Source organism: Pseudomonas sp. GW456-E7, from assembly GCF_059424105.1.
Window position 1 is genome coordinate 30,709 of the sequence record NZ_JBWKZB010000005.1, and the last position, 18,993, is coordinate 49,701.

19 protein-coding genes are annotated in these 18,993 nt (G+C 60.0%); 8 read left to right on the forward strand and 11 right to left on the reverse strand.

Annotated elements, in window-relative coordinates:
- Positions 1–9: 9 nt before the first annotated feature.
- From AC07YV_RS05470 to AC07YV_RS05480, 3 genes are read right to left on the reverse strand one after another with little or no spacing between them, the layout of a single operon-like run.
- The gene (locus AC07YV_RS05470; RefSeq protein ID WP_102698718.1) at positions 10–1,092 is read right to left on the reverse strand and encodes a glycosyltransferase; all 1,083 of its coding nucleotides are present in this window, start codon (positions 1,090–1,092) and stop codon (positions 10–12) included.
- 40 nt (positions 1,093–1,132) lie between these two features.
- Positions 1,133–3,361 carry a polysaccharide biosynthesis tyrosine autokinase gene (locus AC07YV_RS05475; RefSeq protein WP_102698719.1) on the reverse strand — a complete coding sequence of 743 codons (2,229 nt, stop codon included), beginning with the start codon at positions 3,359–3,361 and terminating at the stop codon, positions 1,133–1,135.
- A 39-nt stretch (positions 3,362–3,400) separates the two neighbouring features.
- Positions 3,401–3,841 carry a low molecular weight protein-tyrosine-phosphatase gene (locus tag AC07YV_RS05480; RefSeq protein ID WP_102698720.1) on the reverse strand — a complete coding sequence of 147 codons (441 nt, stop codon included), beginning with the start codon at positions 3,839–3,841 and terminating at the stop codon, positions 3,401–3,403.
- Between the two features lie 290 nt (positions 3,842–4,131).
- Between AC07YV_RS05480 and AC07YV_RS05485 the strand changes: the two genes are divergently transcribed.
- Entirely contained in the window at positions 4,132–5,097 is a 966-nt protein-coding gene (locus AC07YV_RS05485; RefSeq protein ID WP_102698721.1) for a glycosyl hydrolase family 5, read from the forward strand.
- A gap of 201 nt (positions 5,098–5,298) precedes the next feature.
- Entirely contained in the window at positions 5,299–6,225 is a 927-nt protein-coding gene (tal, locus tag AC07YV_RS05490) for a transaldolase (RefSeq protein WP_102698722.1), read from the forward strand.
- A 233-nt stretch (positions 6,226–6,458) separates the two neighbouring features.
- Here tal and rssC read toward each other — a convergent pair whose 3' ends face one another.
- The 3 genes from rssC to AC07YV_RS05505 form a co-directional block, all read right to left on the reverse strand.
- Entirely contained in the window at positions 6,459–6,941 is a 483-nt protein-coding gene (rssC, locus tag AC07YV_RS05495) for an anti-sigma factor antagonist RssC (RefSeq protein ID WP_007978612.1), read from the reverse strand.
- Positions 6,941–8,122 carry a two-component system response regulator RssB gene (gene rssB / locus AC07YV_RS05500; protein ID WP_033048238.1) on the reverse strand — a complete coding sequence of 394 codons (1,182 nt, stop codon included), beginning with the start codon at positions 8,120–8,122 and terminating at the stop codon, positions 6,941–6,943. The genes rssC and rssB overlap by 1 nt, the downstream gene beginning before the upstream one ends.
- Positions 8,123–8,513: 391 nt before the next feature.
- Positions 8,514–9,203, reverse strand: a complete 690-nt coding sequence (locus tag AC07YV_RS05505; RefSeq protein WP_102698723.1) for an MlaA family lipoprotein — start codon at positions 9,201–9,203, stop codon at positions 8,514–8,516.
- Between the two features lie 200 nt (positions 9,204–9,403).
- Here AC07YV_RS05505 and pcrP point away from each other — a divergent pair, with 200 nt between their 5' ends.
- Entirely contained in the window at positions 9,404–10,024 is a 621-nt protein-coding gene (pcrP, locus tag AC07YV_RS05510) for an HAD superfamily inactivated hydrolase PcrP (RefSeq protein ID WP_102698724.1), read from the forward strand.
- 109 nt (positions 10,025–10,133) lie between these two features.
- Positions 10,134–10,397, forward strand: a complete 264-nt coding sequence (locus tag AC07YV_RS05515; protein ID WP_102698725.1) for a DUF4404 family protein — start codon at positions 10,134–10,136, stop codon at positions 10,395–10,397.
- A gap of 185 nt (positions 10,398–10,582) precedes the next feature.
- On the opposite strand, the gene queF is transcribed toward AC07YV_RS05515, so the two are convergent.
- A complete protein-coding gene (queF, locus tag AC07YV_RS05520) occupies positions 10,583–11,413 on the reverse strand; it encodes an NADPH-dependent 7-cyano-7-deazaguanine reductase QueF (RefSeq protein WP_102698726.1) in 831 nt (276 codons plus the stop codon).
- Positions 11,414–11,474: 61 nt separating this feature from the next.
- Positions 11,475–12,011 carry a copper-resistant cuproprotein CopI gene (gene copI / locus AC07YV_RS05525; protein ID WP_102698727.1) on the reverse strand — a complete coding sequence of 179 codons (537 nt, stop codon included), beginning with the start codon at positions 12,009–12,011 and terminating at the stop codon, positions 11,475–11,477.
- 155 nt (positions 12,012–12,166) lie between these two features.
- Between copI and AC07YV_RS05530 the strand changes: the two genes are divergently transcribed.
- Positions 12,167–12,847: a heavy metal response regulator transcription factor gene (locus AC07YV_RS05530; RefSeq protein ID WP_085716743.1), complete on the forward strand. Its 681-nt coding sequence runs from the start codon at positions 12,167–12,169 to the stop codon at positions 12,845–12,847.
- Positions 12,847–14,196 carry a heavy metal sensor histidine kinase gene (locus AC07YV_RS05535; protein WP_102698728.1) on the forward strand — a complete coding sequence of 450 codons (1,350 nt, stop codon included), beginning with the start codon at positions 12,847–12,849 and terminating at the stop codon, positions 14,194–14,196. The genes AC07YV_RS05530 and AC07YV_RS05535 overlap by 1 nt, the downstream gene beginning before the upstream one ends.
- 97 nt (positions 14,197–14,293) lie before the next feature.
- On the opposite strand, the gene AC07YV_RS05540 is transcribed toward AC07YV_RS05535, so the two are convergent.
- The 3 genes from AC07YV_RS05540 to AC07YV_RS05550 form a co-directional block, all read right to left on the reverse strand.
- A complete protein-coding gene (locus AC07YV_RS05540; RefSeq protein ID WP_102698729.1) occupies positions 14,294–15,538 on the reverse strand; it encodes a lipoprotein-releasing ABC transporter permease subunit in 1,245 nt (414 codons plus the stop codon).
- A 63-nt stretch (positions 15,539–15,601) separates the two neighbouring features.
- Positions 15,602–16,285 carry a lipoprotein-releasing ABC transporter ATP-binding protein LolD gene (gene lolD / locus AC07YV_RS05545; RefSeq protein WP_173900787.1) on the reverse strand — a complete coding sequence of 228 codons (684 nt, stop codon included), beginning with the start codon at positions 16,283–16,285 and terminating at the stop codon, positions 15,602–15,604.
- Between the two features lie 7 nt (positions 16,286–16,292).
- Positions 16,293–17,543 (reverse strand): lipoprotein-releasing ABC transporter permease subunit, encoded by a 1,251-nt coding sequence (locus AC07YV_RS05550; RefSeq protein ID WP_102698731.1) that lies wholly within the window; start codon positions 17,541–17,543, stop codon positions 16,293–16,295.
- Positions 17,544–17,637: 94 nt separating this feature from the next.
- Between AC07YV_RS05550 and AC07YV_RS05555 the strand changes: the two genes are divergently transcribed.
- Positions 17,638–18,219, forward strand: coding sequence for a PilZ domain-containing protein (locus AC07YV_RS05555; RefSeq protein ID WP_102698732.1), 582 nt, complete (start codon positions 17,638–17,640; stop codon positions 18,217–18,219).
- A gap of 14 nt (positions 18,220–18,233) precedes the next feature.
- Positions 18,234–18,956, forward strand: a complete 723-nt coding sequence (locus AC07YV_RS05560) for a glycerophosphodiester phosphodiesterase (RefSeq protein ID WP_015095944.1) — start codon at positions 18,234–18,236, stop codon at positions 18,954–18,956.
- Positions 18,957–18,993 lie beyond the last annotated feature (37 nt).

An 18,993-nucleotide genomic window follows, 5' to 3' on the forward strand; every position in this document is an offset into this window, starting at 1 on the left:
GAGTTCTACTTAAAAAGTGGGGGCGCGATACAGGTCATAGGTCTGGCGGATCATCAACGCGGCGCTGAAGCGCTCGCGGACGATGCTGCGCCCTTCGCTGCCAAGGTCGAGCAATCGCGGTTTCTGGATTTTCGTCAGCACATCGGCCAGCGCCTGGTGGTCGCCGCTGGGGAAGACGTAGCCGGACACCTCGTTGGTGACCAGTTCGGGCAGCGACGTGCAGTTGCTGGCAATCACCGGCAAGCCCATGGCCATGCCTTCGAGCGGCACCATGGCAAAACCTTCCCAGCGACTCGGGACGATCAGCGCATCGGCTTTGCGGTACAGCGCCTGGACTTCGCTCGGCGTCACCCACGGCAGGTATTCAACCCCTTCCATTGGCGGGCACTCGACCGAATCCTCGTTCACCGCGCTGCCAACCACCGTCAGTTTCAGGTCGCTGCGCTGGACGTTGGCGAAAGCCTTGAGCAACACGTCGAAGCCTTTCTGATAGTCGAGACGGCCGACGAAGAGCAGATGAATCGGCTCGGGACTGCTGGCTTTCGGCGCGTCATCCTTGTGATGAATGCCGTTGTAGATCAGCTTCATGCGCTTGCGCTCAATGCCGAACCGCGCGGCTTTGTCGAGCTCGTACTGACTGACGCAGATGATCACGTCGGTGACCTTCTGCAATACCCGCTCGATCCACGCGTAGGCTTTCTGCTTGGTCGGCGAGCTTTCCATCAGGAACGAAAAGGCATGGGGGCAGTAGACGACTTTCGGCTTGCGCCAGGGTCGCAACAGCACGCACACGCAACGCCCGATAACCCCGGAAAAGGTGCTGTGCAAATGCACGACATCGGGTTTTTCCTTGAGCATCACCTGGGTCAGTCGCCAGGCGAAGCGCAGCAACGACGGCACATTGCGTCCGGTCCGGGCGAAGGTGCGGATCTGTTGCCCGGCAATCCCGTGCAATTCCTTTTCCTGATCCTGCGGGACCAGATAGACCAGCTCATAGCTGGCCGCGTCGCCTTCGGGGGAAGCCGAAATCGTACGGATCACCGTCGCGACGCCACCTTTGATCGTCTCTGCCACGTGCAGTATTTTTTTCACAACTCACCCACTTCAAACATGAAAGGACAACCGCTGACACTCAGGATTTGTCGGACGCGTATTCGTAGTTGTAATAGCCGTAGCCGCCGTTGCCGTAGTAGCTGGCCGCGCGCTTCTCGACGCCATTGAACACGGCGCCCTTCAACTCGATGCCGTTCTGGGCGAAGCGCCGAATCGTCAGTTCGATCTCTTTGGCCGGGTTCACCCCGAAGCGTGTGACAATCAGGCTGATCCCCGCTTCGCGACCGACAATCGCCGCATCCGTGACCGCCAGCAGCGGTGGCGTGTCGATGATCACCACGTCATACAGCTCGCTGAGTTGCGCCAGCAGCTCACGAAAGTTGGCGTGCATCAGCAGCTCGGAAGGATTGGGCGGGACCTGCCCGCGACTGATGAAATGCAGGTTGTCGACTTCGACTTTATGGATCGCCTGCTCGAGGCTGCAGCGCTTGACCAACAGGTCCGACAAACCGTTGTCGATCGGAGTGTTCAGCGTCTTGTGCAGATGGCCTTTGCGCATGTCGGCATCGATCAGCACCACTCGCTGCCCGCTCTGCGCCATGACCGCCGCCAGGTTGGAAGAGACGAAGGTCTTGCCGACCTGCGGGCTCGGGCCGGAAATCATGATCCGGTTGCTGGTCGAATCCAGCCCGGCAAAGTGCAGGCAGGTGCGCAAACTGCGGATCGACTCGATGGACAAGTCCGTCGGATTACGCAGGGCCAACAGGTAAGCCGGCTTGTCCGCCCCGTCCTTGACGCGAACTTTTTTACTGTCTTCTTCCTGTTGCAGTGCGCTGTATGGAATCGATGCGTACACCGGCAAGCCGAGTTGCTCGATGGCCTCCGGACCTTCCAGGCCCCGGCTCAGGGACTTGCGCAGCAACACCAGCGCGACCCCGAAAAAGGCACCGAGGAAGGTTGCGATCAGAACGATCAAGGCTTTTTTCGGTTTGACCGGGCTGGTCAGGTCGACATCCGCGGAGTCGACCAGGCGCACATTGCCCACCGCCCCTGCCCGGACGATGTCCAGCTCCTGGGATTTGTTCAGCAGTTGCGTGTAGATCTGCGACGCCACTTCCACATCGCGGGTCAGGTTCAGCAGTTCCTGTTGCGTCGCCGGCAGGTCCTGGGCCTTGCTCTCCAGCGCCTTCTGCTGCTGGGTCAATTCGCCGATCTGGGTCATCAGCGCGCGATACGCCGGATGCTGCCGGGTGAACTTGCGATCCATCTCCGCCTGTTGCATTTTCAGTTCGGAGATACGGGTGTCCAGACTGACGACCTGTTCCAGCACCGATTGGGTTTCGAGGGAAATGTTGACCGTCTTGCCACGGGTCTGATAACCGTTGAGCGCATCGCTGGCCTTGGCCAGGTCGCGTTTGACCTGCGGCAGTTGGCCTTGCAGGAACGCCAGGCTCTGCGCCGCTTCCGCCGACGTGCGCTGCACGTTCTGCTGCACATACAACGAAGCGATCTTATTGAGGATTTTCACCGCCTCGGCGGCGTCGGTGCTGGCCAGGGCCAAACGAATAATCCCCGACTCCTTGCCTTGCTCGGCAATATCCAGCGCATCCTGGTAGCTCTGGATGGTCACGATCCGTGGATTGCGCACCACTTCGAAGCGGGTGCCAGGGTTCGCCGACAGCTGAGCGATCTGCCCCTCTACTTCGTTCTGTTTGAACGCCTCGCCGGCGACGCCTTCGACCAGCAGATTGTCGTTTTCATCGAACAGCTGGAATCGATGCTGTTCACCGGCAATCAGCGTGAGTTTCTTGCCCAGCCGTTCTTTCGGCAGATTGAGCCGGTTGATCTCCAGGCGCTCCCCGCCCCAGGCGTAGCTGTTCAGGCCGAAACGCGGCGCCGCGACACTGGACTCGGTCTCGCCGCGATAACGTCGGGCGAGAAAACCGCCGATGACCGGGAAGGTGTTGGGGGTGACGTCGATATCAAGGCGCAGATCATCGACCGTTTTGCCGATCACCGCGCGGGACTTGATGATGCCGATTTCGGTCACCGACGGCGATTGCCCGCCGAGCATGCTGTTGAGATCGGAAAACCCGAGCATGTCGTTCTTCTTCGGCTCGACCTGCACCAGCGCGTTCGCCAGGTACACGGGCGTTGCCAAAACCGCATAGGCAACGCCGGTCGCCATGAAGGCACCGGTGAGCGCGCCGATCAACCATTTCTGGTCAACCAGGGAGCCAAATATGCCGAGAAGATCAATGCTGTCTTGATCGTTGTCACGGGTGCCGATTACTGACGGTAACTGCATAAGTCTGTTCTTACCATTCACTGATCTGAAGAATATTCATCAATGTCCGAGGCGCTGCGCCCATGAGCTAACAGCATCTTCAATCAATGCATGGGCATGAATAAAAGCGGCCTTTCCTTGACGATACGGATCCTGTATTTCTCGCTCGCTCTGCCACTTTCCGAGCAGAAACACTTTGCCCCTGGCATGAGAGGCAATCTTCAGTACTTGTTTTACATGCTCTTTTTCCATCACCAGAATCAGGTCTGATTCATTAACGATGTCCGGTGTAATTTGCCGCGCCTTAAACCCCTGGGCACTGTGTCCATGGTCTTCCAGAACCTGGAGGGCCGACGGTTCCATAGCCTCGCCCACCCGTGCGGCAAGGCCCGCCGAGGTGACAGTGATCGTTGAAGGGGCCAGCGCGTTACGCAGCAAAGTTTCGGCGGTCGGACTTCGGCAGATATTGCCCACGCAAACGACAAGGATCTTTCTGAACAAGGTTACTTTCCCGTGTAATATCAATAGGCCAATATGCCAGTGGGCTTTAGTGAACCCACAAGACCTCGCGGCACTGAGAAATAGATTCGCCCTGTTAATACAAGTGCATTAAGTACCACAGCCCCCAAAAGCCACCCAACCAGAATTACCGGACCAAAAATAACTGTGATTTTCCGAAACTGATTGCCTGACAAAAAATAACATTCGCGCACTTCGCACCCTCGCAAGTATCGAAATGAAAGTAACGCGTCAACGATTGGAAAATGTCATTACCCGCCAGGAGTGCAGGCATGAAAGCAGTACGTTTCAAACGGCTCACCGCCTCAGCCCTGTTAATGCTGGGTGCAGCCAGTCAGGTTTACGCCAGTGACCTGTTCCCCTTGCTTGCCGCCAACAAGACCATCGGTGTCCAGGTAAAGATCCAGACCTTCTCCCCCTCCGACGCCGAGCAGATCAAAGCCGCCGGCTTCGGATTCGTGCGTTTTGGCGTGTGGACCAACAGCCTGGGCGGCGCGGCGTATCAAAAGCAGATCAGCGACGCCTTTGCCGCAGCCAGGTCCGCCGATCTGCCGGTACTGATGACCGTACGCTCGACCAAGGCGCTGACCTCCGCGCCCGAGAACACCAGCGAACTCGTTGCGGCGGGCGAATCGTTCGCCAGTTCGGTGAAGGGGCTGGAAAAGTCATACGGCGCGCAGCTCGTCGCGATTGAAATATGGAACGAACCGGACCTCGCGAAGTACTGGCCAACCCGAAAGCTCGACACGACATTCGTGCCGTTCATGAGCGCCCTGTGCAAGTCGATGCAGGACCAGCCGCCATCGACGCCGCTGATCGGCTTTGGCTTCGCCCGGCCACCGAGCGCCGGCACGACGTCAGCCTTGGCGCTGAAAAAAATCGTCGGTGAATACCCCCAATGCCTGAGTGCGATCTCCTATCACCCCTATGGCATGTCCGGCGAGCAGATCAGCAAGGCCCAGGCGTTTATTCAGCAGAACTACCATCTGCCGGGCGTCATCAGTGAATGGGGCGTGCCCTCCCTCAGCTCAAACGGCGGGATTGAAGCCCAGGCCAGCAAAATCAGCACCTTCATCGCCGACGTCAAGAAGCTCGACATCCCGCTGACATCGATTTACGAGTGGAAAAACAGTGAAACAGGCAGCAACGACCGGGAGCGGAATTTCGGCTTCCTGACCTCCGACGGCCAGGCGAAACCGGCGAAAATGGCCGTCTCTACCCAGTTGAAAACGCAGTAGGACGAACGTCCACGGGGCGCTGACGGTCAGTTGCTTTGAACCTGTGCCGCGTTTTGGCATCGTATTCATCGATACCACGCCCCGCCTTTCAAACAATCGTTTTCAGGTTGTTGCCGCAGGGGCCGTCTATACACGTACATGCCCTTGAGTGGCTGTCAGCGCTCGGGTAATGTCATCAGACCCATAGGACAGAGCACGCTCATGACTTCCAAGCTGGAACAACTCAAACAAATGACCACCGTGGTTGCCGACACCGGCGACTTCGAAGCGATCGCTCGCGTTAAACCGGTGGACGCCACCACCAACCCTTCCCTGCTGCTCAAGGCCGCGGCCATTCCTGCGTATGCCGAGCTGCTGAACGCCAGCGTCAACGACTGCAAGGGCGATGTGGGCCTGGCCAGCGACCGATTTGGCGTGGCCGTGGGTCAGGAAATCCTGAAAGTGATCCCGGGCCGCATTTCCACCGAAGTGGATGCGCGCCTGTCGTTCGATAGCGATGCCATGTTGAAGCGCGCCCATCGCCTGATCGAGCTGTACGACAAGGCCGGCATTGGCCGCGACCGCGTACTGATCAAGATCGCCTCCACCTGGGAAGGCATCCGTGCCGCCGAGATCCTGGAAAAGGAAGGCATCCAGACCAACCTGACCCTGCTGTTCTCCTTCGCCCAGGCAGCCGCCTGTGCCGATGCCGGGGTGTTCCTGATTTCGCCGTTCGTGGGCCGTATCTACGACTGGTACAAGAAAGCCAACGGCAACGATTACACTGGCGCGGATGATCCGGGCGTGCAGTCGGTGACGCGCATCTACAACTACTACAAGGCCAATGACTACAAGACCGTGGTCATGGGGGCGAGCTTCCGCAATCTGGGCCAGATCGAACAACTGGCCGGCTGCGACCGCCTGACCATCAGCCCGGACCTGATCGACAAGCTGGCAGCGGATACCGGCAAGCTGGAGCGCAAACTGGCGCCAGGCCATGCCGGTGAAGCACGCCTGAGCCTCAACGAGTCGCAGTTCCGCTGGTTGTCCAACGAGGATGCGATGGCGACCGAGAAGCTGGCTGAAGGTATTCGTCAGTTCGCGCGGGATCAGGAGAAGCTTGAGGCGTTGTTGCAGGCCAAGCTGTGATTTGAGCGGGAGTCATGCAAAAAGGGCGAACCCTGGTGGGTTCGCCCTTTTTTATGGTGCGTTACTTTGTGGCAGATGATGATGTGTGGCGAGGGAGCTTGCTCCCGCTGGGCTGCGAAGCGGCCCCAAAGGCTACAACCGGGTAGCATCAAGGGTTTTACGACTGCTGCGCAGCCGAACGGGAGCAAGCTCCCTCGCCACAGGTCAGCAGTGTTCTCAAGGTTTACAGGAAATCAGTGCCGCTCCAGCGCATTCACCAGGTCATGGAAGGCTTCACGATTGGTGTCGTTCAGGCCCATGAGGATCTTGTGCGCTTCAAGCACCTTGATCCGCACCACTTCTTCGGACTGATCCTGGTCTGGCAGGTCGTCCAGGCATTCCGGGCAGGGCACCGGCTTGTCGACGATGTTGAAGACCTGCTCGAAGCCCATGGACTGCAACAGACGCGTGATGTCTTCGTGGGTGGTGACGACGGTCGGCAGGAGGCCGACTTTCTGCCGCGACAGGATCGACAGCTTGGCCAGCAGGCCAAGCGTGGTGCTGTCGATGCTGCGGGTTTCGGTCAGATCGATCACGATCGCGTTGAAATTCAACGCGCTGAAGATCCGCTCAATAGTCGCATCCAACGCCGAACACAGGGTCAGGCGAACTTCACCGACGAACTTCAGGACGAAGGTGCCGTCCTGCTCGGCGAACTGGATTCTACCGGTACTCATCAAAGATTCCTGCTCAACACCAACAGGGCGATATCATCCGGCATCTCCCCTAGCGTGGCCAATCCAAAAACCTGCCGCAGCCCATCCAGGGTGCCGCCCGCCGCCTTGACCCTTTGGGGCAACGCCGCTTCTTTTTCTTTGAGTGTGGGTTCTGGCAAAAGGTCCAGAATGCCATCAGACATCAGCGTCAGGCTGAACGTCGGTGGCAATTCCAGCACGTGGTCTTCATAGGTGGCTTCGTTGAAGAGGCCCACCGGCAGGCCACGCCCTTCCAGATAACGAACACTGTCTGGCGTGTACAACACTGGCAACGGCAAATGACCGCCGATGCTATAGGTCAACAAACCGGTCTCCTCGTCGATGACTCCACCGACCATTGTGACGTGTTTACCCAGCTTACAACTGATCAGGCCCCGGTTGATATGACCAAGCACCTCTGAAGGCTTGAATTCCGGCAAGGTGCCGCTGCGCTTGGATTCGAACAGCAAGCGCGTGGTCATGAACTTCAACAGCACGGTGACGAAGGCTGAAGAGGCACCATGCCCGGAAACGTCCGCCAGGTAAAACGCTACCCGACGCTCGTCGACGCGAAAGTAGTCGACGAAATCACCCGACAGGTACAGCGACGGGATGATCTGGTGAGCAAATTTGAACTCGTTGATGGTCCACGGGCTGACCGGCAGCATGTTCATCTGCACCTGGCGACCGGCATTCTGGTCTTCCTGGAGCAGGTTCAGGCTGGCTTCGAGCTCGCGGTTGGCCTTCTCCAGCTTCTCGCGGTAGCGCTGGTTCTCCAGCAGCAGGCGCGCGCGATCCAGGGCCCGGCGCACAGAGTGCTCGAGCACGGCCAGATCTTCGAGAGGCTTGATCAGGTAGTCCGCCGCGCCCAGGCGCAGGGCCTCGACCGCGTCGTTCATCACGCCGGCACCCGACACCACGATCACCGGTGTTTGCGGCGACAGCTCGGTGACCTGGCGGATGAGTTCGAGTCCGCCCATCTGCGGCATGCGCAGATCGCAGATGACCAAGTCGGGCTTGTCTTGCTCGAATACCTGAAGACCCTGCTGGCCATTGCTGGCCTGCAAGACGCTGAAACCACTGTCTTCCAAATAGGCGGCGAGGCTCGCGCGCACTACTTCGTCATCATCGATTATCAGCAGCGTGGCACTGGTTTTTGGCATGTGGGCAAACGGCGCCAGAATTAGGTTGGCGTAGCAGGCGGGGAATTTGACCCGGCACTCACTACTGGATTCGCTTTCTAGCCTCTCTGTCGCACCGCTTTCGGGCATTTGCCCTACACACGTGTACACCAGAGGTGCCCTTCTAAGGCGCAGACGGTACTCCCATCCGCGGGGCGTTTCAAGCTCACGCCGATGGTCGCTTGACGTCTTTGTTTGTCAAATCACCGAGAGTTATAAGAACAGTCAAATCCGTAACCCAATGGAAGGTTCGAACCCACGCGTCAAACCGCTCGAGACCACAGTGAAAAGCGCGATTTCATCCGCATTCGAGTCTTCGCAAACAAAAAAGGCGACCTTGATGGTCGCCTTTTTTTCACTTTACCGGTCGAAATCAGAAATCGTCTTCGACCTGACCGTCTTTCACCTTGAATTCCCGGTTCTGCAGGTACGCATTACGGATGAAGGTGTACTTGTCGCCAGTGATCAGCTTCTCGCTCGACAGCAGGCTGGCACGCGTATCGATGATGTCCAGGGCGAAGAACGAGTTACGCACAGGCACGTCGTTTACGTAGCGATAGGCGCCCGTGTAGCTGTCGACGTACTTGGACGGTGCATCGCGCAAGGTGCTTGGGCCCAGCAGTGGCAGCATCACGTAAGGGCCGCTGCCGACACCCCAGTAACCCAGCGTCTGGCCGAAATCTTCGTCATTGCGTTGCAGGCCCATTTTGGTGCCGACATCAATCACGCCCAGCAAGCCGAAGGTGGTGTTGAAAATGATGCGTGCGGTATCAACGCCCGCGGCATGAGGCTTGGCCTGCAGGATATCGTTGGCGAGGTTGCGCACATCGCCGATGTTCCGGAAGAAGTTGTGAACGCCGTCCTCGACAAACTGCGGTGTTATGTACTGGTAGCCCTGGGCCAAGGGCTTCAGCGCATAGGTGTCGACCACGTCGTTGAACTGGTAGATCGGGCGGTTGACGCTTTCCCAAGGATCATCTTCCGAGGCTGCCTGGGCAACGAACGGAACCAGCATCACACTGGCGCATACACAAATCCTGGCTAGATGATTGCTCCAGCGCATAGAAAAAAAACTCCTTGGTTTGTACCGGCTCGGGCGCCTGGCCCGGGCAATAAGTGGGCAAGTATAAGACGTAAACGCCGTTTAAGGCACTTTGCACGCATCTTGCCGTAGGAATCGTGCCAACTGTGAGCGATTCACATCCATGTCACTCAACTGTCACCGTCGCCCGCTAGCCTTCAGGCTATTTCAGGGACGTCCATATGCCGCTCGCCGAAGCCTTGCCCCAAACCGCACCCCGCCTGACCGCCGTATTGTTCGGCCTCAGTGGCTGCCTGGTGGATTTCGGCGCACACACCCATCGCCACGGCAGCCACTCGGCCGAGCACGCCGAGTCCACACCCGGCGCACTGGACAGCCTGCTCAGTTTGCAGCGCCAGCAAATCCCCTGTGCCTGGCTCGATGAACTGCCCCCGGAGCTCAGCCAGTCCCTGGCGGCTGCGCTGCCGGAATGGATCAAATCATCGCAACATCCCGCAACAATTAGCCCATGGCCCGCCCCGGATGCCTGCTGGCGAGCCCTGATGAGCCTGAACGTCGACCGACTCGACGGCTGTGTACTGGTGAGCGGTGAACCGCGCCTGCTGCAAGCGGGGCTTAATGCCGGGCTGTGGACCATCGGCCTGGCGTCCTGCGGATCGCTGTGCGGGTTGGCGCCCCGGCAATGGCAAGCCTTGACCCAGCAGGAGCGCGACATCAAACGCGGCAAGGCCACGATGCAACTGTTCGGCCTGGGCGTGCATTCGGTGATCGATCACCTCGGTGAACTCGACACCTGCCTGGCAGACATCCAGTTGCGCCGGTTCAAAGGCGAAAAGCCCTGATCGAGATCATGCAGGTTAGACAGGAGTGGATTAATCTAAAGGTCAGCCATAGACCTTTGGCGGACCGCTGCGGTCTATGCCAGTGCCAATTGAGAGAAGGAAGAACGCCATGCCTGCCCGCGAACTGCAAGAACAGCTCAATGCCCTGCGCGAGCAATTGGAACAGAATCCTCCACTGTCCGAAGCTGAACGCGAAGATCTGCACGTGTTGATGCAACAGATCGAACTTGAGCTTGAGCTCGAAACCAAGACCAAGGATTCCAGTATCGCCGACAACGTCAACCTCGCCGTCGAACGCTTCGAACTCGAACACCCGACCCTTGCCGGCACCCTGCGCAACATCGGGCAGGCCTTGGCCAACATGGGGATCTGAACCCTCCTGATGCAAAAAACCCCGCTGGCGATGGCGGGGTTTTTTAATTTCTACGATCTGAAACGCAATCCCCTGTGGGAGCGGGCTTGCTCCGGGCGGCGTTCCGACGAAGGCGGCGGGTCAGTCAACATCATCGTTGAATGTGGAGCAGCCTTCGCGAGCAAGCCCGCTCCCACATTAAAGCGTTATTGGCGGACCAGGCGATGGTTCGGCAGTTGCACCGCTTCAGTGCTGCGATACGGGTTAATATCCAGGCCGCCACGACGCACATAACGCGCGTACACCGTCAGTTTCTCCGGTTTCAGCAACCGCTGCAGGTCGAGGAAGATCCGCTCTACGCACTGCTCATGGAAGTCCGAATGCTGACGGAAGCTGACGATGTACTCGAGCAGACTCGCGTGATCCAGCGCCGCACCACGGTACTCCACCGCCACGCTGCCCCAGTCCGGCTGGCTGGTGACCGGGCAGTTGGACTTGAGCAAATGGCTGTGCACGCTCTCCTCGACAATGCGCGAATCATCGCAACGCAGCAGTTCCGGCCGTGGATGCTCGTAGTTGCTGACGCTGATATCCAGTTCATCGATGCACACGCCCGGCAAGGCCACGACGCCTTCGCGCTCGACATCCTTGAGACTGCGAATGCGCACGCCCACCGGCTTGCCGGCAGCCGCCGACAAGTCCTTGGCCAGCGTCGCCTCAAGGCTCGCGGTGTCGGCAAACGGCGTCTGGTTCAGGGAGTTGAGGTAGAGCTTGAACGATTTAGACTCGATGATGTTCGGCGAATCCGCCGGAATGCTGAATTCGCCGATCGCCACCACCGGCTTGCCCGAAGGCAGCAGCCAGGACAGTTCGAAGCAGTTCCAGAAGTCCACGCCTTTGTACGGCAGGGTTTCAGCCGTCAGGCCCAGCTCCGCCCACTTCGCGGTGCGCGGGATCGGGAACAGCAGGGACGGCGTGTAGGTGGCGATGTATTCGCTGGACTTGCCCAGCGGCGAGTGTTCGGCTGCGGGATGCATGGCGGAAACCTGACTGAAGAATCAGCGGATTCTATCAGCCTTTGCTCCCGCCTTTGAGTGCTTACTGACTGACAGTCAGTTTGCCGACCATGCCGGCCTGATAATGACCGGGGATGTTGCAGGCAAACTCAAGGTTGGTGGCCTTGCTGAAGGTCCAGGTCAGCTCGGCGGTCTTGCCCGGCTCCACCAGCACGCTGTTGGGGTCGTCATGCTTCATGCCGTGATCCATTTTGCCGTGATCCATGCCGGCCATGTTGCCGTGGTCCATGGCCTTCATGCCGGTTGGCGTCAGCATGCCGCCCTGTTGCATCTGCAACATTTCCTGCTGGTGCCTGGCGTGCATCGCCGCGTCCCCGAGGTTGAACTCATGCAGCAACTGGCCTTTATTGACCAGCACGAAGCGCACGGTTTCCCCGGCCTTGATGTCGATGGCCTGCGGTGTGAAGGACATGTCCCCCATGACCACTTCGACACTGCGGGTCGCCTTGGCCGCCGGGGCCGGCTGGCCGAAATCGTAGGCATGCCCGCCGTCCGCCCACACCGATGAGCTCAGCGCCAGCAAACACAGGATTTGCGCCAGGGATTTGCGTAAAAACATCGTCGTACTCCAACAAGATAAGGCTCAGCATGAGGAAAACTCTAAACTGCTACCACTGCCCGTAACCTGACAGCCAGATTACAACTTTGTCAGGTTGACCTGTATGAACGCTGCCCACGGTATAAAGCGTTCGTTCCATTTGCCATGAGTCGCCCATGAAACTGCTGATTGTCGAAGACCAACCGAAAACCGGCCACTACCTGCGTCAGGGTCTGGCCGAGGCCGGGTTCAACACGGAACTGGTGGCCGACGGCAGCACCGGCCAGCAACTGGCCCTCAGCGGCGAGTATGCCCTGCTGATTCTCGATGTGATGCTGCCCGGCCGCGATGGCTGGCAGATTCTGCAAGCGGTGCGCAGCGCCGGCCTGGACACGCCGGTACTTTTTCTGACAGCGCGCGACGCCGTGGAGGACAGGGTTCACGGCCTCGAACTGGGCGCAGACGACTATCTGGTCAAGCCGTTTGCCTTCTCTGAACTGCTGGCCCGGGTCCGCAGCCTGTTGCGTCGCGGGAGCGCCACGCCTCAGGAGACCAGCCTGCAACTGGCCGATTTGCGCCTGGACCTGATCCGGCGCCGGGTCGAACGCAGCGGCCAGCGGATCGACCTGACCGCCAAGGAGTTCGCCCTGCTGGAAATGCTCCTGCGCCGCCAGGGCGAAGTCCTGCCCAAGTCGCTGATTGCGTCCCAGGTCTGGGACATGAATTTCGACAGCGACACCAATGTCATCGAGGTGGCGATCCGCCGCCTGCGCCTGAAGATCGACGATGAATTCCCCAACAAGCTGATCCACACCGTGCGCGGCATGGGCTACGTGCTTGAAGAGCGCCCCGCCTGATGCGCCGTCTCTCCTTGAGCAGCCGCCTGGCGCTGTTGTTTGCCGCCTGCACCGCCGTGGTGTCGCTGTTCGCCGGGGTGCTGTTCAGCCGCGCCAGTGAGGCGCACTTTGTTGAACTCGACCAGCAATTGCTGAACGCCAAGCTGATGGGCTTGCGTCGCGCCCTGCACGACTTTCAATCGAGTGACAGCGAAGTGAAGCTGACGGAGGAACTGAGCCGGCAGGCTGATCTGTCACTGCGCATCACCGGCAGCGACGGTCAGCACTGGTATGACAGCTCGGCAAACCTTCCGCAGTTATTGCCGCGCCAGCCCGGATTGTCGACGGTGAGCCATGAAGGCACGGATTACCGCGTGCTGAACGCGCCGCTTGCTGCGGACAAACCCGATTCACCGCAACTGACCCTGATGCTGGACATCACCCACCACCAGCACTTTCTGCAACGCATGCAGCATCTGATCTGGCTGACCGTCGGCCTGTCAGCCCTTGCCACCGCACTGCTGGGGGCCTGGGCGGCGCGTAGCGGCTTGCGCCCGTTGCGGCGCATCAGCGCGGTCGCCAGCGGGGTTTCCGCGCAATCGCTGAACATGCGGCTGCCTGAAGAAAACATGCCACCGGAACTGGCGGAAATGGCCCACAACTTCAACGCCATGCTCGGACGCCTCGACGACTCTTTTCAGCGCCTGTCCGCGTTCTCTGCCGACATTGCCCATGAATTGCGCACGCCATTGTCGAACCTGCTGACCCACACCCAGGTCACCCTCACCCGCCCCCGCCCCATCGAGGACTACCGCGAAGCCCTGCACAGCAACCTCGAGGAGCTGCAATGGATGGCGCAACTGGTCAACGACATGCTGTATCTGGCCAAGGCGGACCATGGGCTGTTGATGCCCAAGCGCGAGCCATTGGAGCTGGGACAGGAAGCGGATCTGCTGCTGGAGTTTTTTGCGCCGCTGGCCGAAGACGCCCGGGTGACATTGAGCCGTGACGGTAATGCGTGCATGGAAGGTGATCGCAGTATGTTGCGTCGGGCGCTGTCCAATCTGCTGGACAATGCGTTGCGGTTCACGCCGGCCGAGGGCGAGGTGCGGTTGCGGATTGTCGAGCAGCCAAAAGAATTGCGCCTGACCGTTGAAAATACGGGCCAACAGATTTCCGAAGATCTATTGCCGCGCCTGTTTGACCGGTTTTATCGGGCCGATCCTGCACGTCGCGAAGGCAGCAGTGAACATGCCGGGTTGGGGTTGGCGATTACGCAGTCAATCATTCGCGCCCACGGCGGGCAGATTCGTTGCGAATCGGAGAATGGGTGGACGCGGTTTGTGATCGAGTTGCCAAGGGAGGTTTGAGGCCAGCAGTTCCGGCCTCTTCGCGAGCAAGCCCGCTCCCACAGGGGAACGCATTCCAATGTGGGAGCGGGCTTGCTCGCGAAAGCGGTGTAACGGCTTACGAATAGCGCAATGCGTGAGCCGGTTCGATCTTCGCCGCACGCCACGCCGGGTAAACGGTGGCGAGGAAGCTCAATACAAACCCTGCAGAACAGATCAGCACCACATCCCCGCCTTGCAGCTCGGACGGCAGGTTGCTGACGAAATACACGTCGGAACTGAAGATGTGCTGCCCGCTGACCCGCTCGATCCAGCCCACGATCTGGCTGACGTTCAACGCGGCAATCACGCCCAGCACACCGCCAATCAGGGTGCCGACAATACCGATCACCGTGCCCTGCACCATGAAGATCGCCATGATCTGCCGCGGCGTGGCACCGATGGTGCGCAGGATCGCGATGTCCGCGCCCTTGTCGTTCACCACCATGATCAGGGTCGCGATGATGTTGAACGCCGCCACTGCGACGATCATCAGCAACAGCAGGCCGATCATGGTTTTTTCCATCTTCATCGCACTGAACAGGCTGCCCTGGGTGTGGGTCCAGTCGTCAGCCCTGTAGGCGGCACCCAACCCCGTGGCGATGTCGCTCGACACTTGCGGCGCGGCATACAGGTCCTTCACCGCCAGGCGCACGCTCTGCACCTGATCCGGCTCCCAGTGCTGCATCTGCGCGGCGTCGGCCATGTGGATCAGGGCCATGGTGCCATCCAGCTCGGCACCGACCTTGAACACGCCGACCACATTCAGCCGTTGCATGCGCGGGGTAATGCCGCCCGGCGCATTGCTGACTTCCGGCACGATCAGGGTGATCTTGTCGCCGACGTTCAAGCGGAAGCGCCGCGCCGTGATCTCGCCGATCACCACGCCGAATTCGCCAGGTTTCAGGGCCTCGAGACTGCCCTGGACGATGTGCTTGGCGACGATCGACACCTGGCCTTCCAGCGCCGGGTCGACACCGCTGACCTGGATGGGCTGCATCGTGCCCTTGTAGGACAGCATGCCTTCCATCTCGGTGAACGGCACCGCCGCCGTCACTTCCGGGTTTTTCATCGCCGCCGCTGCCACGGGCTTCCAGTCGTCAATCGGGTTGACGCCGACGATGGTGGCATGCGGCACCATGCCGAGGATGCGCGAGCTCATTTCGCGCTGGAAGCCGTTCATCACCGACAACACCACGATCATGGCGAGCACGCCCAGGGCGAGGCCTATCATCGAGGTCATCGAGATGAAGGAAACAAAGCGATTACGACGCTTGGCGCGGGTATAGCGCGTGCCGATAAAGATCGATAACGGTCTGAACATTCGCTGGGGCACCGTATAAAAATAAAAGACCCGACGCCTTTCCGGGCATCGGGTTGCAGCCAATCAGATGGGCGTGAGGCAACCTTCCTGCAGGTGCAGGACGCGGTCCATCTGGCGGGCCAGGTTCATGTCGTGGGTCACCACCAGGAACGCCGTGCGCATCGAGGTGCTGAGTTCCAGCATCAAGTCCTGGATCCCCTGGGCGGTGTGGGCGTCGAGGTTGCCGGTCGGCTCGTCGAGCATCACCAGGCCCGGTGTGTTGACCAGGGCGCGGGCGATGGCCACGCGCTGGCGCTCACCACCGGACAATTCGGCCGGTTTGTGTTCCAGCCGGTGGCCCAGCCCTACCCGCTCCAGCAGCGCCGTGGCACGCTGACGCGCTTGCGGGATCGCGGTCTTGCCGATCAGCAGCGGCATGCAGACGTTTTCCAGCGCGGTGAATTCCGGCAGCAGGTGGTGGAACTGGTACACGAAACCCAGGGCTCGGTTACGCAACAGGCCGCGCTTCTTCTCGCTCAGCGCCGACAGTTCTTCGCCATCGAGCCAGACGCTGCCCTTGGTCGGCGTATCGAGGCCGCCCAACAGGTTGAGCAAGGTGCTTTTGCCCGAGCCCGACTTGCCGACAATCGCCACACGCTCGCCCGGATACATTTCCAGTTGCAGCCCGGCCAGGACCTCTACCGACTCCGGACCTTCCTCGTAGGATTTGCCCAGGTTGCGGCAGCTCAAGATTGCTTTATCACTCATGCCCGACTCACTCATAACGTAGCGCCTCCGCAGGCTGGGTGCGCGCGGCACGCCAGGCTGGATACAGGGTGGCGAGGAAACTCAGGATCAACGCGGCGGCGCAGACCATGACAACGTCCTGGCTCTGCACTTGCGACGGCAGGTAATCGATGAAGTACACGTCGGCGTTGAGGAATTTGTGGCCGATCAGGCCTTCGAGGGCCGAGATCGCGGCACTGACATTCAGTGCGGCGAAGATCCCGACCACGGCGCCAATGGCCGTGCCAACCACGCCAATGACCGTACCCTGCACCATGAAGGTGCGCATGATCGTGCCCGGCGTGGCGCCCAGTGTGCGCAGGATCGCGATGTCGCCCTTCTTGTCGTTCACCACCATCACCAGCGTGGAAATGATGTTGAATGCCGCGACGGCAACGATCAGCAGCAGCAACAGGCCGATCATGGCTTTTTCCATGCGGATCGCCTGGTACAGATTGCCGTGGGTGCGGGTCCAGTCGCGAGCGTAGAAACGGTCTTCGCCGAGGTCGCGGGCGATGCTCCACGCGGTGCGCGGCGCCTGGAACAGATCGTCGAACTTCAGGCGCAGGCCCTGGACCTGATCCGGTTTCCAGCGATGCAGCCGGGCCAGATCCTGCAGGTTGGTGACGCCGAGGTAGCCATCGAGCTCACCGGCGCCGACGTGGAAAATGCCGACCACGGTAAAGCGCTTCATGCGCGGGAACATCCCGGCCGGGGTCACGGTGACCTCCGGCGCGACGAAGGTCAGCTTGTCGCCGATGACCGCACCGAGCTTGGCCGCGGCCTTGTCGCCGATGACGATGCCGAACTCGCCCGGCAGCAGGTCGTCGAGTTTGCCCTGGGTCATGAAGTGATCGATGATCGACACCTGGCGCTCTTGCGCCGGGTCGATGGCATTGAGCAGGACCTTCGAGACCTTGCCGTTATTGGTCAGCAACCCCTGCATTTGCGTAAACGGCGCCACGGCCGTCACTTGCGGGTTCTGCCTGACCTTGGCCGCCAGGCTTTGCCAATCGCTGATCGGTTCGCCGGACTCGATGGTCGCGTGGGGCACCATGCCCAGCACGCGGGTGCGCATCTCATGATCGAAGCCGTTCATCACCGACAGCACCACGATCATCACGACCACGCCAAGGGCGAGCCCGATCATCGAAGTCAGGGAAATGAATGACACAAAATGATTGCGACGCTTTGCACGGGTGTAACGCGTGCCGATAAATACGAAGAGAGGTCTGAACATGTCGGGGCTTGTTCGGAGGGAAAAGGAACGTCCTTGTGGCGGGGGTCGATAACCAGCTTTACACTCAGACCACCGCCGCTACCATGGGTTCGCCATGTCGACATTAGATGAAGAAGATCGCCGCGAATACTACCGTATCGAGGATACGATCGCACTGGAAATTCGGCCCCTGTCCGCTTCTGAAGCCGCAGGCCAGGAAGTGTTGCAGGATGCTTCCCCACTCTTCAACTTGCTCAGCGAACTGCACCTCAGTGAATTCGAGTCGCAGCACCTGTTGCGCCAGATCAATGAGCGCGACCGCAACATTGCGGCATTCTTGAAATCCCAGAACAAACGCATCGATCTGCTGAGCCAGGTGATCGCCATCACCGTGCTCGGGCAGATCGGAGAACCGCAGCCGGTGATCATCTCCGAAGGCGGCATCGACTTTCAGCATCCATCGCCCATCGCCGCCGGCGCACACCTGTCGGTCAAGCTGGTGCTGATGCCGCAAGCCCTGGGCCTGCTGCTGCGCGCCCGCGTCACCCATTGCGACCGCAAGGGCGATGGCTATGACGTCGGCACCGAGTTCGAACACCTGACCGACGCCCAGCGCCAATTGTTGGCCCGCCACATCTTGCAGAAGCAGGCCCAGGTACGACGCCTGGCCCGCGAACAACTCGAATCAGGCAATTAATTTAAGGAAGAACCGTGACCCTCATCTACGGCCATCGCGGCGCCAAGGGCGAAGCACCGGAAAACACCCTGACCAGCTTTCAGGAATGTCTCAAGCACGGCGTGCGCCGCTGCGAACTGGACCTGCACCTGTCCAGGGACGGCGAGTTGATGGTCATCCACGACCCGACCCTCAAGCGCACCACCGACCGTCGCGGCAAGGTCGTCGAACACACGGCGGCAGAGCTTGTGACCTATGACGCGCGCAAGGGTGGCCCGGGCTGGATCAAGCCGTGCCCCATTCCGACGCTGGAAGAACTGTTCGAGAAGTGCGACTTCGATCACTGGCAGCTGGAAGTCAAGAGCGCATCACGGATGCGTGCCGCGACCACCGTGCTGGCGATTCGCGAAATGGTCCAGCGTCATGGCCTGATGGACAAGGTGACCATCACCTCGAGCTCCCGTGAAGTGCTCAAGGCTGCATTGGAGCTGGTGCCGGACGTGTCCCGCGGACTGGTGGCCGAGTACGCCTGGCTCGACCCGTTGAAGGTCGCGGCCAGTTATGGCTGTGAGATTCTGGCGCTGAACTGGACCCTGTGTACGCCGGAACGCCTGCAAAAGGCGCAGCGTCAGGGGTTGCATGTGTCGGTGTGGACCGTCAACGAGCCTGCGCTGATGCGCAGACTCGCCGACTTCGGCGTTGACAGCCTGATTACAGACTTTCCCGGTTTGGCCAGCGCCACGCTCGAGAATTGCTGAAATCGGTCTCCCCGGCCGGCTCAGGCCACCGGCCGGA